Here is a 404-nt window from a genome sequence, read left to right as displayed (position 1 = left end):
CGAGGTGATTGAAGCAGATAAAATCATCGTGGCTACTGGCAGCTCTCCTTTTATTCCAGAAGGTTGGAATGATAAGTTGGGCGACACTTTACTGACGTCTGATACGGTTTTTGAGCTACCAGATTTACCAAAATCTATGGCGGTGGTTGGCGCTGGTGCTATTGGTTTAGAGCTTGCACAAGCATTTAATCGCTTGGGTGTAGAGGTGACACTATTTAACCGTGTTAAAAAAGTAGCCGGACTGAAAGACTCAGACATTAGCAATAAAGCCATCGACTGTTTAAGCCGTGAGCTGACGATGCATTTGGGCAGTAAAATCAAAGATATTGGCACGCAGGCGGCTGAAGGTAGTCAAGGAGCACTCGCCTTTATTGATTATGAAGACAGCGCAGGTGAGACACAGC

At 45.5% G+C, this 404-nt stretch carries 1 protein-coding gene; it reads left to right on the top strand.

What is annotated here, in order from left to right:
• On the top strand, positions 1-404 hold a 404-nt coding region (locus AAEZ03_RS26085), incomplete at both ends, for an FAD-dependent oxidoreductase (protein ID WP_350582643.1).

Origin of the sequence: Pseudomonas sp. HY2-MNA-CIBAN-0224 (assembly GCF_040310285.1) — a bacterium.
Taxonomy (GTDB): domain Bacteria; phylum Pseudomonadota; class Gammaproteobacteria; order Pseudomonadales; family Pseudomonadaceae; genus Aquipseudomonas; species Aquipseudomonas helleri.
Note: the sequence above shows the minus strand (reverse complement) of the source record. Positions and strands in the feature narration are given on the sequence as shown.